Annotated in this window: 12 protein-coding genes and 5 pseudogenes; 5 read left to right on the top strand and 12 right to left on the bottom strand. The window is 62.3% G+C overall.

What is annotated here, in order from left to right; genetic code table 11:
- Window positions 1-127: 127 nt before the first annotated feature.
- Complete coding sequence (locus C2L64_RS56525; RefSeq protein ID WP_407671994.1) at window positions 128-523, bottom strand: NUDIX domain-containing protein; 396 nt, start codon at window positions 521-523, stop codon at window positions 128-130.
- Here C2L64_RS56525 and C2L64_RS55580 point away from each other — a divergent pair.
- Window positions 501-704: pseudogene (locus C2L64_RS55580) on the top strand (low affinity iron permease family protein); the annotation flags it as partial. The gene C2L64_RS56525 and the pseudogene C2L64_RS55580 overlap by 23 nt on opposite strands.
- A gap of 386 nt (window positions 705-1,090) precedes the next feature.
- Here the strand turns inward: C2L64_RS55580 and C2L64_RS50275 are convergent.
- Entirely contained in the window at window positions 1,091-1,381 is a 291-nt protein-coding gene (locus C2L64_RS50275) for a hypothetical protein (RefSeq protein ID WP_081498905.1), read from the bottom strand.
- 1,059 nt (window positions 1,382-2,440) lie between these two features.
- Window positions 2,441-3,307 carry an SDR family oxidoreductase gene (locus tag C2L64_RS50265; protein WP_086909388.1) on the bottom strand — a complete coding sequence of 289 codons (867 nt, stop codon included), beginning with the start codon at window positions 3,305-3,307 and terminating at the stop codon, window positions 2,441-2,443.
- Between the two features lie 228 nt (window positions 3,308-3,535).
- Between C2L64_RS50265 and C2L64_RS50260 the strand changes: the two genes are divergently transcribed.
- The 3 genes and pseudogenes from C2L64_RS50260 (at window position 3,536) to C2L64_RS50250 (ending at window position 7,321) form a co-directional block, all read left to right on the top strand.
- Window positions 3,536-5,335 carry a RecQ family ATP-dependent DNA helicase gene (locus tag C2L64_RS50260; RefSeq protein ID WP_086917307.1) on the top strand — a complete coding sequence of 600 codons (1,800 nt, stop codon included), beginning with the start codon at window positions 3,536-3,538 and terminating at the stop codon, window positions 5,333-5,335.
- Between the two features lie 205 nt (window positions 5,336-5,540).
- A pseudogene (locus tag C2L64_RS50255) lies at window positions 5,541-6,337 on the top strand (NAD-dependent epimerase/dehydratase family protein).
- Window positions 6,338-6,376: 39 nt separating this feature from the next.
- Complete coding sequence (locus C2L64_RS50250) at window positions 6,377-7,321, top strand: YihY/virulence factor BrkB family protein (RefSeq protein WP_242684258.1); 945 nt, start codon at window positions 6,377-6,379, stop codon at window positions 7,319-7,321.
- 331 nt (window positions 7,322-7,652) lie between these two features.
- On the opposite strand, the gene C2L64_RS50245 is transcribed toward C2L64_RS50250, so the two are convergent.
- The 3 genes and pseudogenes from C2L64_RS50245 to C2L64_RS50235 form a co-directional block, all read right to left on the bottom strand.
- Entirely contained in the window at window positions 7,653-9,956 is a 2,304-nt protein-coding gene (locus C2L64_RS50245; protein ID WP_086917306.1) for an FdhF/YdeP family oxidoreductase, read from the bottom strand.
- A 71-nt stretch (window positions 9,957-10,027) separates the two neighbouring features.
- A complete protein-coding gene (locus tag C2L64_RS50240) occupies window positions 10,028-10,531 on the bottom strand; it encodes a CinA family protein (RefSeq protein ID WP_086917305.1) in 504 nt (167 codons plus the stop codon).
- Window positions 10,532-10,543: 12 nt separating this feature from the next.
- Window positions 10,544-10,822 (bottom strand): annotated as a pseudogene (locus C2L64_RS50235) (c-type cytochrome); the annotation flags it as partial.
- A gap of 62 nt (window positions 10,823-10,884) precedes the next feature.
- On the opposite strand from C2L64_RS50235, the gene C2L64_RS50230 reads away from it, so the two are divergent.
- A protein-coding gene (locus tag C2L64_RS50230) for an IS3 family transposase (RefSeq protein ID WP_090839379.1) occupies window positions 10,885-12,059 on the top strand; the annotation gives its coding sequence in 2 pieces (ribosomal slippage) (window positions 10,885-11,158 and window positions 11,158-12,059; 1,176 coding nt in all).
- Between the two features lie 36 nt (window positions 12,060-12,095).
- Here the strand turns inward: C2L64_RS50230 and C2L64_RS50225 are convergent.
- The 6 genes and pseudogenes from C2L64_RS50225 to C2L64_RS50200 form a co-directional block, all read right to left on the bottom strand.
- Window positions 12,096-13,154, bottom strand: a pseudogene (locus C2L64_RS50225) (cytochrome c); the annotation flags it as partial.
- Window positions 13,151-14,140 carry a cytochrome c oxidase assembly protein gene (locus C2L64_RS50220; RefSeq protein ID WP_086917303.1) on the bottom strand — a complete coding sequence of 330 codons (990 nt, stop codon included), beginning with the start codon at window positions 14,138-14,140 and terminating at the stop codon, window positions 13,151-13,153. The pseudogene C2L64_RS50225 and the gene C2L64_RS50220, both read right to left, overlap by 4 nt.
- Window positions 14,116-14,460, bottom strand: coding sequence for a hypothetical protein (locus C2L64_RS50215; RefSeq protein WP_007579949.1), 345 nt, complete (start codon window positions 14,458-14,460; stop codon window positions 14,116-14,118). Before C2L64_RS50215 ends, C2L64_RS50220 begins: the two co-directional genes overlap by 25 nt.
- Entirely contained in the window at window positions 14,457-17,054 is a 2,598-nt protein-coding gene (ctaD, locus tag C2L64_RS50210) for a cytochrome c oxidase subunit I (RefSeq protein WP_086917302.1), read from the bottom strand. The genes C2L64_RS50215 and ctaD overlap by 4 nt, the downstream gene beginning before the upstream one ends.
- Window positions 17,051-18,116: pseudogene (coxB, locus tag C2L64_RS50205) on the bottom strand (cytochrome c oxidase subunit II). Before coxB ends, ctaD begins: the two are co-directional and overlap by 4 nt.
- A 268-nt stretch (window positions 18,117-18,384) precedes the next feature.
- Window positions 18,385-20,781, bottom strand: a complete 2,397-nt coding sequence (locus C2L64_RS50200) for a hybrid sensor histidine kinase/response regulator (RefSeq protein ID WP_086917301.1) — start codon at window positions 20,779-20,781, stop codon at window positions 18,385-18,387.
- Window positions 20,782-20,938: the final 157 nt, after the last annotated feature.

Below are 20,938 nucleotides of genomic sequence, written 5' to 3'. Positions count from 1 at the left end.
CGCTTCGCGTTACTTTTCCAATCAGGTTGTGCAACCTTCGCCTTCCTGCACACGGCCAGAGAAGCGCCCTCTGGCCGCACAGCGGCGAAGACACCGGCCGGCTGCCCGTCATTCCCATCGCCGATGCTCATCGTGTGATCCAGCTTTCCATGGTCCTTGAGTCGTCCACTGCCAGGCTTGGCCACGACGCCCCGACACCAGTTCCGGAGTTGGCCTCGTCAGCACACTTACAAATAGTGTTTCGATGTCGCGTTGGAACGAACCATCTGCAACTCCGCATTTCGTTTCGAGGCTGCGGGTCTGCACTGTCTGCTATCTCTACGATGAATACGTGATGGCGCCTGTTGAAGCCGACGAACTGCCACAGATCTGCTGACGACGCTGCGACCAGCGAAGTCTCTTCCTCAAGCTCGCGGTGCGCGCACTGCCGTGGACTTTCGTTCGCGCGGACAGCGCCACCAGGCAGAGTCCAACGGATGCGATGAGGCACGAACAGAAAAGTGTCCTTTGGGCTTGCATCCATGTCCATTGTGATCTGGCTGGTTTGCGGACCCGTTTTCCACTTTTCCGAAAACTGGCAGCTCGTCGTGAACACCGGGACGACCGTTATCACCTTCCTCATGGTGTTCCTCATCCAGCAACGCCAGAACAAGGACTCGGTCGCCGTGCACCTCAAGCTCAATGAGTTACTGGCATCGCAGAAGCTGCACTGCTTGAGGATTGCATCGATGAAGACATTTCCCCGCGTGCCGGAACTGTTTAAGCTGTCGCTGCCGCTGGCAGCGATGGAGATTCTCGTCGTCGCTACCGTGGCCATCGACACCGCGCTCTGCACTCCGGATGCCTCGACCGACATCAACCGTCTGGCGGCTTGCGCAAACGGAGTCTTGCGGACGGATCGGAACTCGTTAAGCGAACTGATGCGATGAACGCGCTGTGGCGTGTCCAGGCGGCCTGAACCATGCACTTGCTGCCCATGCGGTAATGCGCGGATTCGGGTGTCGTTGACAGCAACCTCAAGCCCGTAACGGAGGATGCCTCGGCGCAGCCGCAGGCGCCACCCGGCGAATGCACAAGACCGTCGAGGACGTCATCCTTGAAGTAATCCGTCGCTTAAGCCGTGCTCTTGCGACGGTGTCGAAAGAACGGAATCAATAAACGTGTGCGCCCGCTTCTCTCCGTAGCGAAAGGCTTCCTGTTCGGAAAGGAAATCGAACTGCTCGGGGAAACTGATCACCTGATTTCCAGTTCGGCCAGGCGAAGAAACGGTCCAGGTTACACGGTACCGCCGATATGGGCCGCCGAGCGCGTATGTTTTCGCGGGCGTCACGCAGACATCGACGGTGCAGTGGCGGTAAGGAAGATAGGATTGGAATGACATCTGGGTCCTCCTGATGCGTAGCAGCGCGCGGCCGTCATAGGGGTATGAAAGTCCACCCGGCTCAACGATGCAGCAACCGCTGTGCCGACACATATCGCGCGAGGTCGCAGCGTGCCGGACAACGTTGCATCGAGTTCGCCAGTCGGTGTCGTCACTGCGGCGACGCGACGGCGCGCGCGACCCGTTGCCTTAGGGCCGGTGCTGGCGACAAGGAGAAAACGGATCGTTGCGGGAACCGCCTGACAGCGTAACGAAGCGACGTCAAGCTGCCCGCAGCTTTTCCAAATGAGACCGCCCCCGTCCATTGCGCTCGAGGCCGGCCAACTCCACATCATTGAGATCACGGTTACGCAGTATTTGCCTCGCGGCCTCGAATACATCCGTTCGTAGTGAGTGCGGCAGAAATCTGTTTGCTGTGGAACCGAAAACTTCTTTCTCGGCCGCTACCACAAATGACTCAAGTGCTGGTGAGCAAACACACACCCATGCAGGGGCGCGATGGATCAGCACGATCGACAGTGACGTGGCCAGCGTCGGTACGGTTGGTGACGCGCCGACAAACATCGCGTTCCTCAAGGTCAGTCGCGCAGCAGCGCTGCTTCGCACGCACGCCGGATGATCCGGTATAGAACCGCATCCGCATCGATAGATCCCCGACTATCAAATACCGCACGCATGCGAACTGGGTCCAGCAAACAGCCGTGACACTCCGCCAAACGGACCGCAATGGGTAACGCCCGACTCGAAATGCTAACGCGTTGAAGGACATCGAGCACGGTGGAATCGGCGACGTGCCATCGTCGCATAACACCTACTGACTGTGCAGGCGACAACCACGTTCGTGACTCAGAAAACACGACTAAATGTAAAGCCACGAGCAGCGTGAGAAGTCTTACCTGTCCATGTACCACACCATTCGGTACCCGTCGCCCTGAATGTTGGCTTTCCATGTCCGCGCCCCAGATGGTTGTGTCTATTCGTCGGATCAGGAAATAGACCTTGAATTTCGCATGGGGGTGAAGGCCGTTCAGCACGCCGCCAGGCCGCGCCTCGCCCCGCCTAGAGAATCGGTGCGCCGCCCGTCACGGCAATCGTCGCGCCCGACACATAACTGGCCTCGTCTGTCGCGAGCATCACATAAGCAGGTGCGACTTCGACGGGCTGCCCCGGCCGCTCCATCGGTACCTGCTTGCCGAAGTTTTCGACTTTCTCTGTCGGCATCGTGGACGGGATCAGGGGCGTCCAGATAGGTCCGGGCGCGACGCAGTTGACGCGAATACCCTGTTTGGCAAGCATTTGCGCAAGACCACCTGTAAAGTTCTGGATTGCACCTTTTGTTGTTGCATACGCGAGTAAACCGGGATTGGGCTTGTCCGCATTGATTGATGTCGTGTTGATGATCGAGCCGCCCGGTCTCATATGCTTGACGGCAGAGCGCACGATCCTGAACATCGCGCCGATGTTCGTATCGAATGTCTTGTTCCATTCTTCATCGGTGATCTCGTCGAGCGAATCGTAGGTCATCTGATAGGCCGCGTTATTGACGACGATGTCGATCCGTCCGAATTCCGCCATTGCGCGCTCGACGATCCCGCTGCATTGCGTGGTGTCCCTGATGTCACCCGGCATCAGCACCGCACGGCGACCCGCCTTTTCGACCCAGCGCTGCGTCTCCTGTGCGTCATCATGCTCGTTCAGATAGGAGATCAGCACGTCCGCCCCTTCGCGGGCGAAGGCAATCGCCACGGCGCGTCCAATGCCGCTGTCACCGCCCGTGATGATCGCCGCCTTGCCTGCGAGCCGGTTGTGTCCGACATAACTCTCTTCGCCATGATCGGGCTGCGGAATCATCGGCGCGGTACGGCCCGGCACAGCGTCTTGCTGTTGCGGCGGGAAAGGCGGCGCTGCATATGTGGTCCCGGTCATTGCTTTCTCCCATGAAATCGCCGCGCGTCCGGCGTGCCGGCTTGCACGGTTGTGTCATGTATCTAGCAAGCGCCCGGCCCGCTGGGTGCGCGGCGTGCTGCTTCTGTCGTTCGCCGCCTGCGTAGCCTTCCGTGGACACCACGAGAACGCGTAGCCAGCCAGACGGAATGCCCATTGCTTGCACCGGATGTCAGAGCGCCGACGGCGACACCCGTGAAGGAAGCACCGATGCCAGCTTCAACAGAAACGAGCACGAAGGCCATGCACCGGACGCTACGCGAGGTGTTCGGTTTCGAATCGCTGCGTCCGGGACAACGCGAGATTATCGACAGCGTGATGCAGGGACGCGACACGCTCGCCATCATGCCGACGGGCGCTGGCAAATCGCTGTGCTACCAGCTGCCCGCCATGCATCTGAGCGGCCTGACCCTCGTCGTATCGCCATTGATCGCATTGATAAAGGATCAACGCGACAAGCTGCTCGCCGCTGACGTGGAGGCGATGCAGATCAACAGCACACTGAGCGCCGCCGAGGAACGGCAGACGTATGAAAAGCTGAACACCGCAGCGCGCGCGATTGTGTTCGTGACACCCGAGCAACTCGCCAAACCGACACTGCTGGAAGCGCTTCACGGGCATCGCGGCCCGTGCGCGCAGCCACGCGTGAGTCTGATTGTTGTCGACGAAGCTCACTGCATTGCGCAGTGGGGACATGACTTCAGGCCGGCCTTCCTGCAGATCGCCGATGCGGTGCGCAGCCTTGGAGGTCCGCCCGTCCTCGCGCTCACAGCTACGGCGACGACGGCTGTCGTCGACGATATCGTGCGCACGCTCGGCATGCGCGAGCCGCACGTGCTGCACACAGGCGTCTATCGGCCGAATCTGCGGTACAGCGTCATGCAGGTGTCGGTGGCGGGCGCGACAGGACGTGCATCCACGCGTTCCGCGCAGGCGAAGCTCGCCGCGGTTCGCGCGTTGCTCGAGTCGCGCAGCGATGCCGGGATCATCTACACGGCGACGGTACGCGAAGCGGAACGGCTGGCGACAGCGGTCCGCGAATGGGGCGTGCCGGCTGCCCTTTATCACGGCCGAATCGGTTCCCGCGAGCGGCATGATGCACAGGACCGCTTCATGCGCGGCGACGTGCGTGTGATGATCGCGACCAACGCGTTCGGCATGGGCATCGACAAGGCCGACATACGTTTCGTCGTGCATGACCAGATGCCGGGCAGTATCGACGCGTACTATCAGGAGACCGGGCGCGCGGGTCGCGACCGCGAAGCTGCGGATTGCATCCTGCTGTTCGATCTGAACGACAGGCGTGTCCAGCAGTTCCTGCAGCTTGGCCGCTATCCGGAGCGCGAACTCGTCGAGCGCGTGCGCGAGGCGCTGGGCAAGCACGACAACGCGACCGCGCCGGGCATCAGCACGGACGAACTCGCGCGCACACTCGCGGACATCGGGCGCAACAAACTCCTGGTCGCGTTGAAAATTCTGCTCGACGCAGGGCTTGTGCGTCGCAATCGCGCGCGCCGCTATCTGTGCCGCGACGGCATGCCGGGCAGCGATGCGTTTGCCGCAGCGCTGCAACGGTACGACGAACTGGCGAAGCGCGATCGCGAGGCACTTCAACAAATGATCGACTATGCGCAAACGGGCGGTTGCCGCTGGCACACCATTCTCGAGCATTTCGGCTATGCCGGCGAGGTCGATCGGTGCGGCACATGCGACAACTGCCGGAATCCGCCGCACGTCGAACCATTCCGGGAGCCCGTGAAGGCAATAGCGCCGGCTCAAGACGGGATGATGAATGCCGCATCCGGCACGCGCGACCGGCGACACGGTTTTACGCGCGGCCAGTGCGTGCGGGTGCGCAAGTACGGGACGGGCCAGGTGACGTTCGCGACGACAGACCAGGTGGCTGTGCTGTTTCCTGACGGAACCACGCGCACCTTTCTCGCCCGGTTCGTCAAGGCCGTTGAAGCCGGGCACGGCGTCCCGCATCAGCCAGCGCAGTTTTCCGGCTAACGAACTCACTGCGCCGATCTGTCGAAGTGGCAAACGCTATCTGGCGCGCAGCGCCTTGCGAGATCGGCCAACCGGTGCGGCGCGTGGACGAATGCGAAGTCATGCAGCGAGCCAAGCTCACTGCGCAATGCAGCGGGCAGACGTCCCCCGACGTCAGCACGATCTTGATCTGCGGATAATCATCCTGTGCAGACGCGCTAGTTCCATTCCCGTTGATCCCGCTGGGCATCGCATTATCGGTGAATACGACGTCGACTTCTACACGGGCACGAAGGACAATATCGCGCATCTGTTCGACTGCGCGAACTTCGCGACGAGCGAGGTGTATGGCGACGCGCGCGTGCATCAGCAGACGGAGGACTACTGGGGACACATGAATCCCATTGACCCACGCTCCTGCTACGACGAAGGCAAACGCTGCGCCGAGACGCTGTTCATGGACTATCGCCGTCAGCATGGACTCGACATCCGCATCACGCGTCTTTTCAATACTATGGGCCACGCATGCATCCCGCCGATGGGCGGATCGTGTCGAACTTCGTGATGCAAGCGCGTAACGGCGAACCGTTGACAGTGTATGGCGATGGCTCCCAGATGCGCCCATTCTGTTACGTCGACGGTATGATCGACGCGTTCATCCGGCTGATGAACCTGCGGAAATATCCAGACGGTCCCGTCAATCTCGGCAATCCGCATGAAGTGTCGATGCTGCAGATCGCGCAACAGATCGGCGAGATTACGGGCCTCGAAGTCGGAAATCGGGTTTCGTCCGCTACCGATCGACGACCCGTGGCATCGGCAGCCCGATAATGGATGCCTGTGACGTCGCTCGAAGCGGGCCTGGAGAAACGTATCCGGTTTCACGTGCGTCGGGCACGCAGATCGGGCACCCCGAGCCAGTGTTGCAGCGCGAACGCGCAGGAGGGTGACCGAACGGGCGACGGCTCGGAACTTCGACGCGTCGCATGGGTAATCCGATATGCAGGGCACAGCCATTGCTGAATGTCGAACGTCTTCATCGACGCGCTCAGGACGTCCGCCATGCAACCGACCAACGTTCTAAAGTCATTGCGTCATTCCCGACCTTCGCCACGCGGCGGCCGCGGCATTGTCGCGTTTGTGAAAGAGGTCGCGAGCCGGTTCTCCAGCGACCGGTGTACGACGCTGGGGGCCGGCGTCGCCTTCTACTCCGCATTCTCACTCGCGCCGACGCTTCTGATCGTGCTGGCGATCATTGGCTGGTTCTTCGGACGCGACGCCGCGCAGGGAAAACTGTTCAACCAGATCAAAGGTATTCTCGGCGCGGACGCGGCAAGCGCGATACAGTCGATCGTCGAACATGCGCACTACTCGGGCAGCGGCGGCATCGCGGCGCTGATATCCGTCGTGCTGCTTGCCGTCGGCGCCTCGGCAACCTTCTCGTCGCTCAACACGGCCCTCGACGTCGTGTTCCGGACCAGTTCGCCGAAAGGACTCGCAGGCGTCGCACTGCTGTTGCGAGCGCGGCTCGTTTCGCTCGGTCTCGTGATGGGTCTTGCATTCCTGCTCGTCGTTTCGCTCGTCCTCGACGCCGCAGTTCAGACAGTAGGAAACGCACTCTTTGGCAGCATGGCGCTAACCGTTTTCGCCGAGGTAGCACAGACGCTGTTCGGCCTTGTGATACTGACGGTTGGACTGGGCGCACTCATCAAGTGGCTGCCCGACACTCACGTCGCGGTTCGGCCCGCGATGATCGGAGGGCTTGTTGCGGCGGTACTTTTTACGGTGGGGCGCCATCTGTTCGGCTTTTATCTGGCACATGCAGGCACCGCGGGCTCATTCGGCGCGGCCGGCTCGCTTGCGGTGTTGATGATGTGGCTGTACTTTTGCGCTGCGGTTTTCCTGCTGGGCGCAGAGGTAGTCGCCGCGCTAAACGGGACGCCTTCTCGCGACGACAACGACACGCCACTGCGCGTTCCCGTATCTGATACCGCGACGCGACGTTAAGCCCCAGCGCGGCAACAGGTGCGTACGACCGCTGTCGACGACCGACGGGTGCCCCAAGGGCTGGCGCGTTCAAGCAGCAGCCTTCGGCTGCACGATTCCAGTCGCCGCGCGGGACCGTGCGGGAATACTGCTGGCGTATTGACGCGCATAGCCGGACTCGACGGAACCTGCATGTAACCCAATGAGACAACGCTTAAGCCGGCGACGCAGGATCGCCCGTGCCAGCGCAGGTGTTGCAGGGAACTGGCGGCGGCCAGCCGTCCGGCGAGACACCGGCAGGCGCAATAGCCACGAAAGCAGGCGGCCACCCGGCCGTCTGCTTTGGTCTCTCTCAAGCGAGTTTCACATGCCGTTCACGCACGATCCGCACAGGCACCGACTTCGCTGCAGGCACCTTGCTCTCCTTCGCGTGGTGCGACAGCGGAATTAGCGGATTGCATTCGGGGTAGTAACCGCCGAGGCAGCCTTCAGGCAGATCGAAACTCACGACCCTGAAACCATCTACCTGTCGCTTCACTCCATCGGGCGATACGGCTTCGAGTGATATCGACATGCCCGCTTCGAGCCCTTGACGCGTGATGTCCGCGGGATTCATCAATACGACCATCCGCGTGCCGCTGATGCCGCGAAAGCGGTCGTCAAGCCGATAGATCGTCGTGTTGAACTGGCTGTCGCTGCGCAACGTGAACAGACGTAAATCGGTGGGACTGCGCTCCGGCATGTCGGGGTCTTCGTTCAATGTCTCGGGTACCAGAAACTCCGCTCTACCGCTCTTCGTTTGCCACTTCCGGTCGCGCGCCGGCAGCGGGCGGTGAAAGCCGCCGGGCGTCCATAGCCGCGCGTTGAAGTCGTGAAAGATGTCGGGGTAGGTTTGAGCGATCGCATCGCGGATCAACGTATAGTCGTTGCTCCATGCTTCCCAGTCGACCGACGATTTATCGAGCGTCGCCATCGCGATGCCCGCCACGATGGCCTGTTCCGGCAGCAGACGGTCGCTTGCAGGCAACGCGACACCGCGCGAACCGTGCATGCATCCCGTGCTGTCCTCCATCGAAACCGCCTGCGGCTTGCCGAGGCGCGCGTCGATCTCGATACGGCTCAGGCACGGCAGCAGATAGGACACCTCGCCATGCACGAGATGACTCCGGTTGAGTTTGGTCGCGACGTGCACGGTCAGGCGTAGCTTGCGCCATGCCGGTTCGATCGCGTAACGGTCCGGAACCGACCTGACGAGGTTGCCGCCAAGCTGCATCACCGCCCGCACGCGACCGTCGATCACACCCTTGCACGCATCCACAGTCGCCATGCCCTCATGGCGTGGCGGCTCGAAATGGTATTGCTCGGCGAGCTTGTCGAGCGGCGCAAGAGACGGCTTTTCCGTGATGCCGACCGTACGCTGGCCTTGCACGTTCGAATGTCCGCGTATCGGCGATGGACCTGCGCCCGGCTTGCCGATGTTGCCACGCAGAAGCAGCAGGTTCACGATCATCCGCACGTTCTGCACGCCCATACGATGTTGCGTGAGCCCCATGCCAAAGTGCGCGATGACGGCCTTGGCTCGCATGTACTCGTCGGCGGCGGCCATCAGCGCTTGCCGCGGTAGGCCGCTCGCCAGTTCGATTTCTTCCCAGCCGACGTTGCGGACATACGCGGCAAACGCGTCGAAGCCCGTCGTGTGCTCTGCGATGAAGGCAACGTCGATAATGCGTGCGCCCCCTTGCGACTGCGCGCGGTCGTCCGTTTCGATCACTGCCTTGCAAATGCCGGCAATCGCGGCGGAGTCGCCGCCCGCCTTCACCTGGTGGTACTGCGTGCTGATCTGCGTAGCGCCCGGCTTGAGCATCTGCAACGGCGATTGGGGATTCACGAAGCTGACCAGCCCCGGCTCGCGTATCGGATTGAACGTAATGATCGGCACGCCGCGCTCGCGCGCCGCCTGCAGGTCGTGCAGCATGCGCGGACTGTTGGTGCCGACGTTCTGGCCGAAGAAGAACATCAGATCGGTCTGGGTGAAATCGTCGAGCGTGATGGTCCCGACGCCGACGCCAATCGCTTCTTTCAGGCCGACGCTCGTGCTTTCGTGACACATGTTCGAACTGTCGGGCAGGTTGTTGGTGCCGTACATGCGCGCGAGAAGCTGGTACATGTACGAGGTTTCGAGCGATGCACGCCCCGACGTGTAGAACACGACGGAATCGGGATCGAGTGTCCGCAACTCGCCCCCGATCTCGCCGAACGCATGTTCCCAGCTGGTTTCGACGTACCGGTCGGTGGCGGCGTCCCAGCGCATTGGAGCACAGAGACGTCCCGCTTCTTCGAGGTCGTGGTCATGCCATGCCTCGAGTTCGCTCACGGTATGTGCCGCGAAAAATTCCGGATCGACGCGGCGCGACGTCAGGTCCCATGCGGTCGCCTTGGCGCCGCTTTCGCAGAACTCGAACGGATGCGGGTGGGCAGGTTTGGCCCACGAGCAACTCACGCATATGAAACCGTCGGGCTTGTTCTGATGAACCAGCACGCGGCTCGTCGCGACGGGCGCATGCTCGTGCGCAAGGGCGCTTGCCACAGCCTTGACGGAACCCCAGCCTCCGCTTGCGTGCTGATACGCATCTGACTTTTTATGGATGGTGCTCATCATGCGCTCCATGAATTGCCTGGAGACGATGCAAGCATCCGCCGTGCCTCGCAGCTTGCTGCAACGCCCGGTCAGCGCCGCGAGCCCAAGGTGTTGAAGTAATGCTCGATGCGGGACAACGCGTAACGCGCAGCGTGATGACGGATTTCGTTGCGGCTGCCGGTGAAGCGTCGGGTTTCTGTAAACGTGACGATGTGACCATCGCGCACGCGGTACGCCCACGCGAAGCATTGTGTACCGGGCGGCGGTCCGTCCGATGGCAATGCGTCGGCAACACCCGTGTTGGCTACGGCAACATCGGCGCAACTCGCCTCCTGCTGCAATGCGCCTTCCGCCATCTCGCGGGCGACGGCTTCGCTCGTCAGGCCATGTGCCTGCATGGTCGCGTGCTGCACGCCGAGGAAGCCCGCCTTGCCCGACGGGGAATACGTAACGAAGCCTACGTCGAGGCACGCCCCGCTTCCCGGAACTTCGGCGAGATAGGATGCGATCTGCCCCGCCGTGCACGATTCGGCTGTCGCGAGCTTGAGGCCGCGCGAGCTGAGAAAAGACACCACCTGTCGTGCCACGTTCATGGCTCCCCTCTCTCACTTGTGCAGTTCGCTGCGCAGCGTGCTTACATCGTTGGCGGTGACCGGTTGCGCATTGTTGCCCCACGCACCGCGGATATATGTCAGCACCTGGGCAATCTGCACATCGGCCAGCGTCCCGACGAAGCCGGGCATCGACTGGCGCGGCGGCCCCGTGAGCGTCGTCGGGCTATTGCCGCCTTCGACAAGCAGCCTGATCAGCGACGTCGTATGTTCCGTCAGCACAGAAGGGTTGCCTGCCAGCGAAGGAAAGGCGTTGGGAACGCCCATACCGTCATTGAGGCCGGCTGAAAAAAGTGGATGCCAACGTTTCGTAAAATAGAGGAACGGAGGCATTGATGAATCGGATCCCGAAAGCGGTCTACACGAAGGAATTTCGCGAAGAGGCAGTCAAGCTCGCGCTGACGGAAGGCGTCGGCGTGTCGGAAGCGGCACGCCGGTTGTCGATCCCGATGAAGTCGCTGGCGAACTGGGTGCGCGCCGCGAAAGCGGGCAAGCTGAAGACGGTTGGGCAAGGGCAAAAACCACTGACTGACCTGGAGATGGAACTGAACCGCGTCAAACGGGAGCTGGCGGAAGTGAAGATGGAGCGCGATCTGTTAAAAAAGTTTGCGGCCTACTTCGCGAAGGAGTCGCGGTGAAGTACGGCGTGATTGAGCAGATGCGACGGGACTACCCGGTGCCGCCGATGTGTCGGCTGCTGGGTGTGTCGACCAGCGGCTACTATGCATGGCTCAAACGGCCACCCTCGTCCCGTACGCAACAGGAACCCCGTCTGGAAGCAGAAATCCTCGCCGCGCACCAGCGCACGCGGGAGACATTCGGCGCTGAACGACTGCAGAAAGATTTGACAGAACATGGTGTGCAGGTTGGCGTGCATCGCATCAAGCGATTGCGCAAGAAGCTTGGATTGCGTTGCAAGCAGAAGCGCAAGTTCAAAGCGACAACCAATTCGAAGCACGACCTGCCAGTCGCGCCGAACCAACTGAATCAGAATTTCTCGGTGAGCGCGCCGAACCAGGCGTGGTGTGGAGACATTACGTACATCGCAACCGACGAGGGCTGGCTGTACCTGGCCGGGCTCAAGGACCTGTTCAGCGGAGAGCTGGTCGGCTATGCGATGAACGAGCGTATGACCAAGCATTTGGTGATGCAGGCGCTGTTTCGGGCGGTCGCGTCGCACCGACCATCGCCTGGCCTGATTCACCACACCGACCGCGGCAGTCAATATTGTGCGCACGCGTACCAGAACCTTGTTAGCCAGTTCGGCATGCAAGCATCGATGAGCAGACGAGGAAACTGTTTTGATAATGCACCGATCGAATCATTTTGGGGGACGCTGAAGAGCGAGCTGGTCTATCATCGACGGTTCGCCACTCGGCAGCAGGCGCAGCAAGAGATCACGGAATACATCGAGATCTTTTATAACCGGCAGCGGACACAAGCGCGGCTTGACTACCTGTCTCCCGCCGCGTTCACGCAGCGTTTCTACTTGAACAAGATCGCTGCTTAACCGTTGGCGTCCACGAGTTCCGACCGACTTCACATCGCGATGACAGCGCGCGCAAAAACTGCGATACACATTAAAGCCGAGCGACAGTTCATCGGGCACGCGGTTGCCATTGACGGATGCGCGCGCCGGAACGGCGTTCGGCGTGTAAGTCCCGGATGGCTTTTGTGCGGGCAGCGACTTCAGATAGCGCGCGATTGCCTGTGCATCCCCGTCGGTGAGGTATTGAGAGCTGTCTTCGATCTGCTCGACCATACTGCCGTAGGCGATCAGGCCGCCAGCGTGCCCCGTCTTCACGAACGACGCGATGCCAGCGGCGCTCATCCGGCCGAGGCCGGATCCCTTATCGCCTGTGAGGTTCGGCGCGAACCAGTGATCGTTGACGCCGCCCGTGAGATAACCCTTCGAGGATTCGTCGTAGCCGCGCTCCTGGAACGCTTCACCGCGCGGCGTGTGGCAAGCGCCGCAATGGCCGAGCGACTGCACCAGATACGCACCGCGATTCCATTGCGCGTCACGGTCTTCACGCGGCCGGTACACACCGCGCGGCACCAATACAAGCTGCCAGAAGCGCAACGCCCAGCGCTGATCGAACGGAAACGCCACGTCCGAAGGGGGCGTCGGCTTCGCAACGGGCGCGACGCGATGCATGATGTAGTCGTAGAGCGCCCGCATATCGTCGTCCGATACTTTGGCAAACGACGCATACGGCATCGCCGGATACAAGCGCTTGCCGCCCCGCGCGACGCCCTCGCGCATCGCGCGCGCGAAATCCTCGTAGCTGTACTGGCCAACGCCGAATTGTTTGTCGGGTGTGATGTTGCTTGACATGATCGTGCCGAACGGCGAAGCGAGCCCTAGTCCGCCGGCGAGCGGTGCGCCGCGCTGGGCCGCCGTATGGCAGCCTGCGCAATCGCCCGCCTTCGCGACGTATTCGCCGCGCGCGAGCGTTGCGTTATCCGCCAGCGGCGCCTGCGCAGGAGCGGCGACGGCGGCTTCATCGGGTGTCGGTGGAATGAGCAGCAGGGCGAGCATGCAGCCGCCCGACAACGCGCACACTATGAGCCAACGGATGGGCGGCGTGCAGCGAAGCTTCATCGCGTACCATCCCGCGGCACGATCACCGCATGCCGCGTCGTGAGCAACGGCGCGCTGCGGCGCGTCAGCCAGCGCGTGGCAATCGCCAGTCCGCCAATGAGGTATGCCGTTGCCGCCGGCACCCACATAATGAGCCCGCCCAACTGCTGATCATGCAGCGGATCGACGCCCAGCGCGCTGCACGGTTCGACGTAGAGCGGATACCAGAGGCCGGGCGCGAGCGTGATCAGCGCGCCGAGCGCGCCCGTGTGCACCATCGTCGTAAATAGCGACAGCATGGCGTGGCCGTCCGTCCGTTGCCGCGCGCCGTGGCCTGCCACTGTCCACCAGAAAAGCAAGGCCGTCAGCAGAAAGCTCGCGTGCTGTAGCGAATGCACCCATTGATGCCGCAGCGCCGCCTGGAACAACGCAGGTGCATGCCACGCCCATAGCGCCGCCGCATGCAGCAGCCAGGCGACGAGCGGCAAGGTCAGCGCGTACCAGCACCGGGAAAACGGGTGCGTCCTGACTAGCCGTCCAAGCCGCAACCGCGCACGCTTCGGTAGCGCCCATATCCATACGCCGAGCGGCCGGCCCATCACCAGCAACGGTGCGGCAATCAGCATCATCGATTCATGCTGCACCATATGCGCGGAGAAAAGCGCTGCGCCGAGAGGATCGAGTGGCGAGAAAAGTGCGAGCGCGAGCCCTAGCCAGCCGCTGGCAAACGCGGCGAGATGGATCGCGCGTACGCGGGTGCTGCGCGCGTGCGCAGAGCCGCGTCTGCGCAGACGCCAATAGCCGATCCCGTACGCAACGACGCTCGCGATCATCAGCGCAAGCACCCACGGCTCGCCCGTCCATCCGAACGAAGGCACAGCCGCGCTCGACGCGAACAGCACGTGTGCCATCGTAATTCCGGGCGTGAGCAACGCGACGCACGCCGCCGCGACAACGCGTCCGATTCGCATGCGCGCTGGGTTCAGCGACAGGGCGAGAGCAACCATTGCGGGAACCACATCATCAGTTGGATCAACGCCGACAGCGCGGCGACCAGCATCGCCATCAGCGCGAAGAAAGCGGCCTGCGCGGTATCCGGCGCAGCGTCGGCATCGCGTACGTGCGATACGAGACGCCATCGCGTGTAAGCAAGCACCGTCGTCGCCACCGAAAACAGAAATGCGACCGCACTGACGAGATCGAGCGCCAGCGTGCTTCGCTGTGCGCACGCCACCTGCACCAGCGCATAGTTGAGGCTCTGCGCACCGAGCACGACAAACGGCGCGACGACCAGACCGAGCCACGCGGCAAAAGAAGTCCGGATCATGGCGACATCCGTGGCACAAAATAGATCACCAGATAGATCGGCAGCCAGCTCAACACGACGAAATACCAGTAGACCGCGTTCTCGCTCGTGTCGACCAGCCGCTTACCCTCGTATGGGCCGATGTAGAGTAGCGCGGCAAGGACGGCCGTATCGACGGTGTCGGTGATCAGGTGGGTCGTATGAAGACCAAGCAGCAGCCACACAATCGATCCATACGCGTTCGCGTACCACATCACGTTCAGCGCGGCGAACTCGAAACCGCGCAACACCAGAAAGATCAGCGCGAACGCAAGGCAAATCACAAGCCACAGGCGTGCGCCTTCGCGATTGCCCTTGTTCGCCGCTCGCCGCGCGAGTTCGTTGGGCACCATGCTCGCGATCAGCACCGCCGTATTTAGCGAGCCCCACAGCAGCGTTGGCGGCGGCGCATGCATCGGCCACACGGCGTTGACGGCGCGCAGATAGAAGTACATCGCGATGGCGAGCGCGAACGCCGTGCCCTCGATCAGCATCAGTCCCACAGTCGCCCACCACATCAGGCTGCGTGAACCAAAGCCGAAGCTCGGCAGGCCGCGCACGTCGAGCGTCGACGGTTGCGCGGGCGGCATCGCCACTTTCTTTGCGTCGCTGCTCGCCGTATCGTCGGGCCAGCGTTCCAGTGCGCGCGCAATCGCATTGTTGTGCCGCGTCGGCCAGAACCAGACGATCATCGCGATCGCGACGGGCACGGTGCCCCACCACACGGCCGACGGCGTATAGATCGAGCCGATGAAGAAGACCGTGGTCGCGATCGCGCTTAGGAACGGCCAGATGGACGGCGTCGGAAACAGCGGGCGCGTGTCGGGCTGCGCGTCGAGCGCGGTCGTCGTCAGCACTTCGCGCGCGCTCGCTGTCAGTCCCGACACCCAGCGCGGCTCGCGCGGTGGCGCCCAAAGCGGCTCCTGTGCATGGACGACGGGCAGCGCGTCGAAGTTGTGAGGCGGCGGCGGGCTCGGCACGCTCCATTCGAGCGAGCCGCCGCCCCATGGATCGGCGCCCGCGCGCGATCCGCGCCTGCTGCTGTGCACGATGTTATAGATGAAGACCAGCATGCCGGCGGCCATCATGTACGCGCCGACGGTCGCGCCCAGGTTCATCGCGTCCCAACCCATGCCGTGCGGATACGTCCAAACGCGGCGCGGCATCCCACGCAGACCGAGCAGGTGCATCGGAAAGAACGTCACGTTGAAGCCGATAAAGAAGAGCCAGAAGTGCCATCGACCGAGCTGTTCGTCCAGCATCCGGCCCATCACTTTCGGAAACCAGTAGTAGATCGCGCCGAACAGAGGAAACACGGCGCCGCCGATCAGCACGTAATGCAGGTGCGCGACGACAAAGTACGTATCGTGCACTTGCAGATCGAGCGATACCGATCCGAGCATCACGCCCGTCAATCCGCCCAGCACAAGATTGAAGAAAAACGCCAGCACGAAGTACAGCGGCGCTTTCATATTCAGCCGGCCCGTCAGCAGGGTCGCGAGCCAGCAGTAAATCTGCACGCCGGACGGAATCGCGATCATCACACTCGCCGCCGTGAAGAAGCTCTTGCCGAGAACGGGCACCGACGTTGCGAACATGTGGTGAACCCAGAGCCCGAACGCAAGGAATGCCGTTGCGATCAACGAGAGCACCATCGCCGGATAGCCGAATACCGGACGGCGCGCGAACGTCGCGATGATCGACGACATGAAGCCGAGCGCCGGGATGAAGATCAGGTACACCTCCGGGTGGCCGAAGAACCAGAACAGGTGCTGCCATAGCAACACGTCGCCGCCGAGCGCAGGGTTGTAGAACTGCGTGCCGACCAGGCGGTCAAGGATCAGCGCCGTGCTTGCCAGCATCACGGCGGGCATCGCGAACAGCACCATGAACTGTGTCACCAGCGTCGCCCAGACAAACAGCGGCATGCGGTTGAGCGACATGCCGGGCGCGCGCATCTTGAGGATCGTCGCAATCAGCACCACGGCCTCAAGCAGCCCGGAGACCTCCGTGAACGTGATCATCTGCGCCCAGATGTCCGTGCCTTTGCCCGTCGAATAGTCGGGACCCGCGAGCGGCACATAGCTGAACCAGCCCGCGCGCGGCCCGGCGCCCAGTGCGAACGCGACGTATAACGTCAGGCCGCCGAACAGAAACACCCAATAGGCGTAGGCGTTGACGCGCGGAAACGCGATGCTGCGCGCACCGACCATCAGGGGCACGAGCCACGCTGCAACCGCCTGCATGACGGGCACGGCGAACAGGAACATCATTGTCGAACCGTGCACCGTGAAGAGCTGGTCGTAGAAGTCCGGTCCGATCAGCCGGTTGTCCGGGCGGGCGAGCTGGGTGCGCATGCCGAGCGCAAGCAGGCCTGCCAGCAGGAAGAAAACGAATGTCGTGACGATGAAGCGGCGCGCGATGGTCTTGTGATTGACGGCGGACAGCATGCCGATAAAGCCGCCCGGGTCGCGCCAGGTTTGCTCGAGCGCATCCCTTACGTGCTGCGGCGCGTCCGGTCCGTCCTTCAGGTTGAGGTTCACATCAATCGCGATTCGTGGTTCCGCGGTACTCATTGCAATGTCCCCAGCCATGCGATGACGGCACGCAGATCGTCGGCGGCCAGCGGCACCGCCGGCATCGTCGTGCCCGGTTTAACCGCTTGCGGATCGCGTATCCATCGGAGCAGATCGGCGGGCGTGTTTGCGAGCGCGCCTGCTGCGATCATCTGGCGGCTCATCAGATGCGTGAGGTCGGGGCCGAGCGTGCCTTGTGCGGAGGCTCCACGCACCGTATGACATCCGGCGCAACTCGACTGTTCGAAGATTTGCCGTCCGCGTTGCTCGAGCGCGTCGGACGGACCGGAAGCGGATGTCGCCTGCTGGCCGCGCCACGCCGCGTATTGCTCGGGCGATTGCGCAACGACGAGCATCGCCATTAGCGCATGCTCGGCGCCGCAAAACTCCGCGCACTGGCCGCGATATATGCCGGGCTTGTCGGCGCGAAACTCGATGGTGGTCTGGATGCCCGGCAGCATGTCCTTCTTACCGTGCAGATTCGGCACCCAGAACGTGTGGATCACATCACCCGCCTTAAGCGCAACGATGACAGGCCGGCCGACGGGCACGTGTAACTCATTTGCCGTCGCGAAACCGGGCTGCCCGGCATCCGGCGAATAGACTGCTTGCCACCACCATTGCTGCCCCGTGACTTCGATACGCACAGCGTTCTCGACGGGCAGCTTCGAGAGTGCGCGATCCGTCATCACGTCGGCGATCACCAGGCCGACGAGCAGCACGCCCGATGCAGCCGTCGCCGCGATGACCGCGTTGCGCGTGCGCGTCGAAGTTTGCTCGTCGGGTGGAGGAGCGGGCGGCGATGAGTCATCGTTGCGCCGGTTGCGGATGAGCGCGACGAGCGTGGCGAGAAGCGGCTGCGAAAACGGTTCCGCAGACGATCAGCGTCACGTTCCACAGGTTCAGGATATGTGCGGCCTGCACGCCTGCTGGCTCAAGCGCGCTCTGTTGCGACGCGGCGGCGACGTCGGGTGCGACCAGCGCCGCAAGCACCGGGACGCACGCACGCAGCGCTACATACACGCGCGGGTGAACTCGTCGAACACGGCTGCGGGCAGTCATCTGGTCCGGTCAACGCGATGAAAACACCGGAGCGCAGCATACGGTGTGCCAAACAGCCGCGCCCGCGATTGGAACAGACGATTGATGGCGTCAGCGATGCCTCCCTCGATTAACGTCGGCGCGGACCCTGCCGCGACGGGTGCCGCCACGCGACGCTGGCCAGCGCGCCAGCTAGGGATCACATCGACACATGGGTTGGATGGTCCTGTCCAACGGCGAAAGCACGAATCGGGAAAGACAGTCGTCGGAAACGTGTACTCGCGTCTGACTACCCATGGTCGGCATCCCTCTCCGCCTGCGGGCGGTTGACCGACTGCACCGCGACACGTAATTGATCAAGGGTATAGGGCTTGCGCAGCGCCGACCAGCTGCACTCCAACTTCTCGTGATCCGGGATTGCGTTTCCCGAAGCGAAGATAATCCCGAGCTCTGGACGAATAGCAATCGCGCGCCGCGCCAGTTCAATGCCTGACATCTCGGGCATGACGACGTCTGTGAACAGAATGTCGAAGTCGTCTGCGTCGAGCGCGTTCAGAGCCGCCGCTGCGTTCGCGGCGCGTTCAGGGCGTATACCCATCAGCATCAGGAGTTCGCACGCTGCGTCCAATGATGCGACGTCGTCTTCAACGACGAGTACGCGCAAGCCCTCAGGGCGCCAGGTTTGCTCGGCCCCATCACCATTGTGCGCACCGCGCCCCGCCGGTTGGAACCCTTCGGCGTCTCGGTTTCCCAGCACCTGCCGCACCTTGAAGGCAAGCTGCTGACGACTGTATGGCTTGCTCAGCAGTTCCACACCGGGATCCAGCCGGCCACCGTGCACGATCGCGTTCTGTGTATAGCCCGACGTATAAAGTACCTTCAGTCCGGGCAATATCTTGACTGCTCTTCGAGCCATCTCCGGACTGCGCAACGCTCCAGGCATTACCACATCCGTAAACAGCAGATCGATATGCACGCCGCTCGCAACGACGGCCAGCGCCTGCTCCGCGTCGTTGGCCTTGAGCACCGCATACCCGAGTCCGGTGAGAAGTTCGACAACGGTCGACTGAACCTTTAAATCGTCTTCCACGACCAGAATCGTCTCGTTGCCGTGCTTCAGCCCGCCGCCTGCGCGCGCCCCGGTTTCCACCGCGGTGCCGGTGGAACGGGGCAGATAGATCCTGACGGTTGTCCCCTCGCCTACTTCGCTATAGAGCCGGATGTGGCCGCCACTCTGCTTGACGAAGCCATAGGCCATGCTCAGGCCAAGCCCGGTGCCCCGGCCCTCCGGTTTCGTGCTGAAGAACGGATCAAAAGCACGTTCCACCACATCCGGGGTCATCCCGGTTCCGGTGTCCGTGACGGCCAGCATCACGTACTGTCCGGCGGAAACGTCGTTGAGTGACGATACATATTCGTCATCAAGCGTTGAATTGGCCAGTTCGAGAGTGAGCTTGCCGCCGTCGGGCATTGCGTCGCGCGCATTGATCGCCAGATTCAGGATCACATTTTCCAGCTGATGCGGATCGACAATGGTGTTCCACAGGCCGCCCGCAACCACGGATTCAATCTCGACGGCCTCACCCAGTGCCCGTCGCAGCAGGTCGTCGAGGGCGCGAAGCTGGCGCGCAGGGTCGATGACGACGGGTGCCAAAGGTTGCTGGCGGCCGAAGGCAAGCAGTTGTGACGAAAGCTTGGCTCCGCGGTCTATGGCGTCGATCGCGTTACCCAGACGCTCGGCGCTCCAGCCGTCGCGGCCATGCCGGCTTTCAAGCAACTCCAGATTTCCGCGTAATACCTGCAGAACGTTGTTGAAATCGTGCGCCACGCCCCCGGTGAGCTTGCCCATTGCTTCCATCTTCTGCGACTGGAACAGCGCCCTTTGCGTCTGCTCAAGCAGCTCGCCTGCGCGCCGGCGCTCGGTGATATCCCGTGTGACTTTTGCAAATCCGGCCAGCTCGCCGTCTTCGTGGATGGCGTCGATGACGACATGCGCCCAGAAACGACTGCCGTCCCGCCGCACACGCCAGCCCTCCGCCTCGAAACGCCCCTCACGTCTTGCTGTCTCGAGCCCCCGGAAAGGGACGCCCGCCGCCACATCTTCCGGCGTGTAAAACCGGGAAAAATGCGACCCGATAATTTCGCTTTCGGCATACCCCTTGATCCGCCGCGCCCCGGCGTTCCAGCTTGTGATGTGCCCGGAGGGTGACAGCATGAAGATCGCGTAGTCGGTCACCCCCTGAACGAGGAGGCGGAAACTCCGTTCGCTCTGGAGCACCGCGTCGTGAGCAGCCTTCTTGTCACTGACGTCCTGAACCACCTTCCCGAAGCCGATAAGCTGGCCCGTCCCGTCGCGCAGCGCGGTCATCACAACACTTGCCCAGAACGTTGTGCCGTCCTTGCGTACACGCCAGCCTTCGGCGACATGACGTCCTGAGTCGGCCGCCGCCCGAAGCGCGGCCCTGGGTGCGCCCGAGGCGCGGTCCGTGTCCGGATAGAAGAGGGAGAACGACTGCCCTATAATTTCCTCGGACTGATAGCCTTGGATGCGTTCGCCGCCCGGGTTCCACGTCAGTATGACGCCGTCGGGCGAGAGGGCAAAGATTGAATAATCCTGTGTGGATTCAGCCCATAGCCGGAGCCACGCGGAACTGAATCCGGCGGATTGGGGAGAGGCGTCGTTCATTTGATCACGCTTGCTACGGGAGAAAACAATCCAAACGCCGCAGCAATTGTTGGGCCCGAATGATGCATCGGCCAGTGCACGCATCTGCGGGTCCTACCTCTGATCGGGTAGGATGACTCGGGCGGAATCGCTGCCCCCACCAGTATTTCAACTTCGG

The sequence above is a fragment of the Paraburkholderia hospita genome (genome assembly GCF_002902965.1).
In the GTDB taxonomy this organism is placed as follows: domain Bacteria; phylum Pseudomonadota; class Gammaproteobacteria; order Burkholderiales; family Burkholderiaceae; genus Paraburkholderia; species Paraburkholderia hospita.
The sequence above is the reverse complement of the archived record's forward strand: the minus strand, read 5'-3'. Positions and strand labels throughout refer to the sequence as shown.